Consider the following 7,235-nt stretch of genomic DNA (forward strand, 5'->3'; position numbering starts at 1 on the left):
AGATGTGTATAAGAGCCATTTTTTAAAGTTATCACTAAAAAGAGATACTTTTTGCCAGTTTGTGTACTCAACTTCTTTTGAGGTGTCAGTTTCACCGCCAGTCAATGACATGATGAAACGAATCATCACCTTATCGAAAAAGTGATAACGTGGATAGTAAAGAGCACCAGCGAAAACTCCGATTAGCTTGGGTTGCCATGCTGATTTACTGAGAAAGGTTTTAATATAGACACTTCCTTCTGGAGTATCTTTACCCTGCGCTTCTTTTCTTGCAGTTAAGTTGACACAAAAGAACGCCGCTTTAGCGAGTGCTAATTGCTCGGCATGTTTTTCTATAAATTGATAAAGCTTTTTATTTAAATGTCCGTAGCGAATAGAAGCACCAATTAAGACTCGATCGTAAAGAGCTAAATCAATATCCTCAATTTGATGTAAATCGGCAAGTTCGCAATCAAACTCAGAAAGTTCCTCTTTTATATAGTTAAGAATTTTCTTGGTTTGACCTTCACGGGAAGAATAGAGAAAAAGAGCTTTTTGCACGGGATATCCTTAACTGCGCCAAAACGTAGGGGTAAGCAGTATTAATAGTGTGAAAATTTCTAAGCGACCAAAGAGCATCGAAACAACCAATACCCATTTTGCACTGTCATTAACATCCGCAAAGTGTACGGAGACTTGACCCAATCCAGGCCCTAAGTTATTCAATGTTGCCGCGACGGCAGAAAATGCACTCAGTTCATCCATCCCTGTTGCGATCAATGCCAACATACACGCCACGAAGACCAGTGCGTACGCTGAGAAAAATCCCCAAACCGCGTCAACAACTCGCTGTGAAAGAGCACTTCCGCCCACCTTAATCGTATACACGGCTCTTGGGTGGATAAGGCGTTTCATCTCACGAGCACCTTGTAAGGTAAGCAATAAGATACGGATCACTTTCATGCCACCGCCCGTAGAGCCAGCACACCCACCTATAAATGAAGAAAACAGCAATAATACAGGTAAGAATAACGGCCAATCTGCAAAACCTGTTGTGGTAAAGCCTGCCGTCGTCGAAATGGATACCGTTTGAAATAGCGCCTGATCAAAAGCGTCATAAAAAGAGTCGTAAGAATGGTGTTTGAGTAAAATCGAAAAGCAAACCGCAAACAAAATGACTTGTATAAGAGCGAAAGCTCTAAACTCTGGATCTTTAAGGTAATATTTTGGATGAACACCACCTGTCGCAAACGCCGCGTAATGGAGAGTAAAATTACAGGCTGAAATGAGCAAAAAAACAACCGTAATTAAATTGATCGCATAACTGTCAAAATACCCCATGCTTGCATCATGAGTCGAAAACCCACCAATAGCGATCGTAGAGAAGCTATGACAAATCGCATCAAATAGGGTCATCCCTGCTGCCCAAAAAGCAGTCGCGCAGGCAATCGTTAAGCTTAAATAGATGTACCAAAGTGCTTTGGCGGTTTCGGCGATTCTTGGAGTAACTTTAGTATCTTTGACCGGGCCCGGGATCTCCGCCCGATATAACTGCATTCCCCCAATTCCCAATACTGGCAAAATGGCCACCGCTAGAACGATGATCCCCATCCCACCAAACCATTGTAAAAACTGCCGATAGAACAAAATCGCTTTAGGTAATTCATCTAACCCAACAATGACGGTTGCTCCGGTGGTGGTTAATGCTGAAAACGATTCAAAAAACGCATCAGTAACCGATACATTGGGGTTATCCGCTAACCAAAATGGTAATGAACCCGCACTACCGATAACCGTCCAAAACAGTACAACGATCAAAAAACCGTCTCTGGCTTTCAATTCATGTCGATAGCGGCGGTTTGGAAACCAAAAAAAACCGCCACACATCAATAATACAAAAAAGGTCGTGACAAAAGGTACACCTGCACCATCGCGGTACAGCAAAGCCACCAGCGCAGGGGCAAGCATAGAGACACTAAATAGCGCGAGCAAAAGCCCGACGATACGAATAATAGATCGAATTTGCATTGCTTTTTCTGAAGCGAAGCTTCTGACTTCCTAATTATTTTTTATGGCGGTCACTACAGCTTTTGCACCGCTTTTATTAATGATAGTTTGAGTAAAGGCATCAAGATGGCGCAATTCTATCTCAACAAGAAATTTAACCTGTTCTTTATAATCGGCTTCGACTTCTAATGCTTCATACTGCGCGATGATGGATTGAGCAATCGGCACAAAACCGTAGTCTAACGTTAGGGATAATTTTGTGGTGATTTTTTTCTCAATAGTTTGAAGCAGCTTGAGTGCTTGTTGTACTCCGCCACCATAAGCTTTAACTAACCCACCAGTGCCAAGACGAATCCCACCATAATAACGAGTGACGACGGCCGTTAACTCCCCGACACTCGATCCGGCTAGCTGCGCCAATATCGGTTTGCCCGCCGTCCCTGATGGCTCACCATCATCACTAAAACCCCACAACATCGAATCTTCCGGTCGTCCGGCAACAAAGCCCCAGCAGTTATGTCTGGCGTCGCTATGTTTTGTCTTTATTTGCGCAACGAAGGCTTTGGCAGCATCTACACTCGGAGTATGGGCCAAATAGGTAATAAAGAGGCTTTTTTTGATTTCCTCTTCAAATTGAGTGGGCAAAGCTGGAATTAAATAAGGTTGTTCGTTCATGTGAAATCATAGATCGAGCGGATGGCAAGAGTGTAACACGTGCACTTAAAAAAGCAGCGCTGATCTCCATTCGCACTCAATGTTAAACAGTTGTTTAAAAAATGTATTGAAATTAAACAATCCTCAGGTCAAACTAAACCGACTGGTCAAACCAGAACTATTAATACAACAAAAACTCTCACACACGATCTTAAGGTTGTATGTCACGGAGATAGACAATGATTTACCAAGCCAACACCCTACAGGTAAAGGAATTACAAGATGGTATTGCGGAGTTGCGTTTCTGCTCCAAGGAGTCAGTGAACAAACTTGACCTTGCCACTCTTGAATCGCTCAACCATGCACTTGATGCCCTAAAAGCCCACCAAGGACTGAAAGGCCTTATTCTTACTTCCGATAAAGAATCTTTTATTGTCGGGGCTGATATCACTGAGTTTTTAGGTCTCTTTGCTAAACCTGCGCAAGAACTCGACCAATGGCTGCAATTTGCCAATAGCATTTTCAACAAACTAGAAGATCTACCCGTTCCGACACTAGCCGCTTTAACAGGGCACGCGCTAGGCGGTGGATGTGAGTGTGTACTCGCTACCGATTTCCGTATTGGTGACGCGACCACCAGCATAGGATTACCGGAAACAAAGCTTGGTATTATGCCGGGGTTCGGTGGCTGTGTGCGTCTGCCTCGTGTAATTGGTGCCGACAATGCTATGGAAGTGATCACTCAAGGCAAAGCATGTCGTGCTGAGGAAGCCCTTAAAATTGGACTGCTCGATGCGATTGTTGATAGCGACAAACTGCTTGAGTCAGCACTCAAAACTATCACATCGGCCATCAATGAAACCGTTGATTGGAAAATGCGTCGCCAGCAAAAAATGTCCGCGCTGACACTCAGCAAATTAGAAGCCATGATGAGCTTCACGATGGCCAAAGGCTTGGTTGCACAGCATGCCGGACCTCATTATCCAGCGCCAATAACCGCTGTTATTGCAATAGAAGAAGCCGCGCGCTGTAGCCGTGATGAAGCATTGGCCATTGAGCGTAAACACTTCGTTAAGCTCGCTCATTCTGAAGCGGCGAAATCCTTGGTCGGTTTATTCCTCAACGACCAATATATTAAAGCACTGGCAAAAAAAGCGGCTAAATCAGCCAATAAAGAAACCGGACGAGCGGCGGTACTTGGTGCGGGGATCATGGGCGGTGGCATTGCTTATCAATCGGCAGTAAAAGGCGTGCCTGTTTTGATGAAAGATATTGCTCAATCGTCCCTTAATTTAGGTATGACCGAGGCATCTAAGTTACTTAACAAGCAGCTAGAGCGCGGAAAAATTGATGGTTTTAAAATGGCCAGTGTGCTGGCATCGATTACGCCTAGCCTGCATTATGCGGGGATTGAGCAAGCGGATGTGATTGTTGAAGCTGTGGTTGAAAACCCGAAAATCAAAGCCGCGGTACTAAGTGAAGTAGAAGCCAATGTTGGTGAGGATGCGGTTATCACCTCGAACACCTCAACCATTCCAATCAACCTACTGGCCAAATCACTCAAACGTCCAGAAAACTTCTGTGGTATGCACTTTTTTAACCCAGTACATCGTATGCCATTGGTGGAAATTATTCGTGGTGAACACACTTCCGATGAAACCATCAATCGAGTTGTCGCTTACGCGGACAAAATGGGTAAATCCCCCATCGTGGTCAATGACTGCCCTGGGTTCTTCGTAAACCGCGTACTTTTCCCTTACTTTGGTGGCTTTAGTTTATTACTGCGCGATGGCGCTGATTTCACGCAAATCGATAAAGTGATGGAACGTAAGTTTGGTTGGCCAATGGGCCCAGCTTATCTTCTAGATGTGGTCGGTATTGATACCGCTCACCATGCACAAGCAGTAATGGCACAAGGTTTCCCTGAACGTATGAGCAAACAGGGCCGCGATGCTATTGATGCACTGTTTGACGCCAATAAATATGGCCAGAAAAATGGCAGCGGTTTCTATCAATACACTTTAGATAAGAAAGGCAAACCGAAGAAAACTTTCTCTGAAGAGGTCCTCACTGTTCTTAACGTAGAATGTGGTGATAAACGTACTTTTGACGATCAAACCATCATTGAGCGCATGATGATTCCGATGATCAATGAAGTGGCACTCTGTTTAGAAGAGAAGATCATCGCCTCACCCCAAGAAGCGGATATGGCGTTGGTGTACGGCTTGGGGTTCCCTCCTTTTAGAGGCGGCGTATTCCGCTATCTCGATAGTCTTGGCTTACAAAACTACGTTGCAATGGCAAGCCAATACCAAGCATTGGGCGCGATGTATCATGTACCTCAACTGCTGCTTGATATGGCAGAAAAAGGCGAGACCTTCTACGGTGCTCAACAAGCAAGTTCTATCTAAGGAGAGATGTCCAAATGACTTCACATAAGAGAAATGTCGTAATTGTTGATTGCCTACGCACCCCGATGGGTCGTTCAAAAGGTGGGGCATTTCGTCATACTCGTGCGGAAGATTTATCTGCACATCTGATGAAAGGCATTTTAGCCCGTAATCCACAAGTCAACCCAAAAGAGATCGAAGATATCTACTGGGGTTGTGTACAACAAACCTTAGAACAAGGCTTTAACGTCGCGCGTAATGCGGCACTGTTAGCTGGCTTGCCGATTGAAATTGGTGCCGTCACCGTTAACCGTTTATGTGGTTCATCAATGCAAGCACTGCATGATGCCACCCGCGCCATTATGGTTGGTGATGCTGAAATCTGCCTTGTGGGCGGCGTTGAGCATATGGGACACGTACCGATGAACCATGGCGTTGATTTTCATCCAGGCATGTCAAAAACCGTTGCCAAAGCTGCGGGGATGATGGGGTTAACGGCTGAGATGTTAGGTAAAATGCACGGCATTAGCCGTGAGCAACAAGATGCCTTTGCCGCTCGTTCGCATCAACGCGCTTACGCAGCAACCGTTGAAGGCCGCTTCAAAAATGAAATCCTCCCCACTGAAGCTCATGCCGAAGATGGTACTCTGTTCACGCTCGATTTTGATGAAGTGATCCGCCCGGAAACCTCTGTTGAGGGGCTAGCACAGTTGCGTCCTGTTTTTGACCCAGCCAATGGTACTGTAACGGCAGGCACCTCATCGGCTCTATCCGATGGCGCATCGGCGATGTTGATCATGAGCGAAGAGAAAGCCAATGCGCTTGGCTTAAAGATTCGTGCGCGTGTGAAATCAATGGCCGTCGCTGGTTGCGATCCTTCAATTATGGGTTACGGGCCAGTTCCGGCGACCCATAAAGCGCTACAGCGTGCAGGCCTCACCATGCAAGATATGGATGTGATTGAGTTAAACGAAGCGTTTGCAGCTCAATCTCTACCTTGCGCGAAAGATCTTGGTTTGCTCGATGTAGTGGATGAGAAGGTTAACCTAAACGGAGGGGCGATCGCGCTGGGTCATCCTCTCGGGTGTTCTGGCACGCGCATCTCAACCACATTGATTAACTTGATGGAAGCGAAAGACGCCAAATATGGTCTAGCAACGATGTGCATTGGTTTAGGCCAAGGCATTGCGACTATTTTTGAGCGCCCATAACCATTCTGTTTTTCTTCTCACTGAAGAGTCTTTTAAGAGCCAGCACTGCTGGCTCTTCTTATTAGGTTATTTAGCTTGAAGCCAATCACGATAAAGTTGATCGCTACTGCCCAGATAATTTACCATCCACTCGATCAATTTATGATTATCATCTTTGCGCCATACTAAACAGCATTGACTAAGCAGTTTATCAACGGTGAGAACCCGTTCAACCAACCCACCATCAACAATCAAAGGTTGTGCAATGTGTCTTGGCATGTAGCCCACACCGACTTCATTTTTTAAGCATTCAATCGCACTATACCAATTCGGTAAAAGTAAGCGCCGTTGCTGCGGGTAGTGATCCGTATGCCGCTTGGGTAATACACTTGACGTGTCATCCAAACAAATCGCCGGGAACTGACTGACAAAATCTTCGGTTAAATAGGGCTCTTGAGCACAAGGGTGACGAGGAGACATTACAAATGCCCAATCCAACACACCCATGTCACGCACTTCAAAATCACCACCGACAGGAATCGCAGAGGTTGCACCAATCACAATGTCAGCTCGACCTTGCGCAATAGCTTCCCATGAGCCATTAAACACTTCCATGTTGATTTGCAGCTCAGCAAACTCAAACGTGCGATAAAAATCTTCCACCAGCGGTTTCATTTTGTCGAGTTTAACCACGTTATCAAGCGTCAATTTTAGCGTTTTCTGCCAACCATGCGCCGCGCGTTTAGTTTGTGAACGAATCTCTTCCATCTGCCTAAGCAATTGGCGAGCCTCCACCATAAACAGCTCACCAGCGGGCGTCAGTTCCACCTTTCTAGGTAAACGGCGAAATAGCAGCACATCCAAATCTTGTTCGACTTGGCGAACGCCGTAGCTGATCGCTGACGGCACTTTATGCAAAACCTCCGCAGCGGCGGTAAAACTACCCAACCGTGCGACAGTATCAAGCATTTCTAATGAGGATTTAGAAAACATAAGCCTTCAATTTTTTTGATGA

Annotated in this window: 6 protein-coding genes; 2 read left to right on the forward strand and 4 right to left on the reverse strand. The window is 45.6% G+C overall.

All coding sequences use genetic code 11. The features are described from left to right. The 3 genes from hemG to AACQ17_RS03980 all read right to left on the reverse strand — a co-directional run. Window positions 1-540 (reverse strand): menaquinone-dependent protoporphyrinogen IX dehydrogenase (gene hemG, locus AACQ17_RS03970; protein WP_141201441.1); only part of this gene is annotated, 540 nt, incomplete at its 3' end. Window positions 541-549: 9 nt separating this feature from the next. Further along, window positions 550-2,007 (reverse strand): TrkH family potassium uptake protein, encoded by a 1,458-nt coding sequence (locus AACQ17_RS03975; protein WP_017046377.1) that lies wholly within the window; start codon window positions 2,005-2,007, stop codon window positions 550-552. 30 nt (window positions 2,008-2,037) lie between these two features. Further along, window positions 2,038-2,661, reverse strand: coding sequence for a YigZ family protein (locus tag AACQ17_RS03980; RefSeq protein ID WP_094167647.1), 624 nt, complete (start codon window positions 2,659-2,661; stop codon window positions 2,038-2,040). A 218-nt stretch (window positions 2,662-2,879) separates the two neighbouring features. On the opposite strand from AACQ17_RS03980, the gene fadB reads away from it, so the two are divergent. Continuing rightward, complete coding sequence (fadB, locus tag AACQ17_RS03985) at window positions 2,880-5,051, forward strand: fatty acid oxidation complex subunit alpha FadB (RefSeq protein ID WP_094147383.1); 2,172 nt, start codon at window positions 2,880-2,882, stop codon at window positions 5,049-5,051. Window positions 5,052-5,065: 14 nt separating this feature from the next. After that, entirely contained in the window at window positions 5,066-6,241 is a 1,176-nt protein-coding gene (fadA, locus tag AACQ17_RS03990; RefSeq protein WP_013855601.1) for an acetyl-CoA C-acyltransferase FadA, read from the forward strand. Between the two features lie 66 nt (window positions 6,242-6,307). Here the strand turns inward: fadA and punR are convergent, their stop codons facing one another. Then, on the reverse strand, window positions 6,308-7,213 hold the full coding sequence (gene punR / locus AACQ17_RS03995) for a DNA-binding transcriptional activator PunR (protein WP_094147384.1): 906 nt from the start codon (window positions 7,211-7,213) through the stop codon (window positions 6,308-6,310). Between the last annotated feature and the right edge of the window lie 22 nt (window positions 7,214-7,235).

Source organism: Vibrio sp. V10_P2A27P122 (assembly GCF_963874335.1).
Classification (GTDB): Bacteria; Pseudomonadota; Gammaproteobacteria; order Enterobacterales; family Vibrionaceae; genus Vibrio; species Vibrio anguillarum.

Bases quoted from the DNA above. Each gene is read 5' to 3' on its own strand.
- AACQ17_RS03975 (WP_017046377.1), bottom strand. From the start codon at position 2,007: ATGCAAATTCGATCTATTATTCGTATCGTCGGGCTTTTGCTCGCGCTA.
- fadB (WP_094147383.1), top strand. From the start codon at position 2,880: ATGATTTACCAAGCCAACACCCTACAGGTAAAGGAATTACAAGATGGT.
- punR (WP_094147384.1), bottom strand. From the start codon at position 7,213: ATGTTTTCTAAATCCTCATTAGAAATGCTTGATACTGTCGCACGGTTG.
- AACQ17_RS03980 (WP_094167647.1), bottom strand. From the start codon at position 2,661: ATGAACGAACAACCTTATTTAATTCCAGCTTTGCCCACTCAATTTGAA.
- fadA (WP_013855601.1), top strand. From the start codon at position 5,066: ATGACTTCACATAAGAGAAATGTCGTAATTGTTGATTGCCTACGCACC.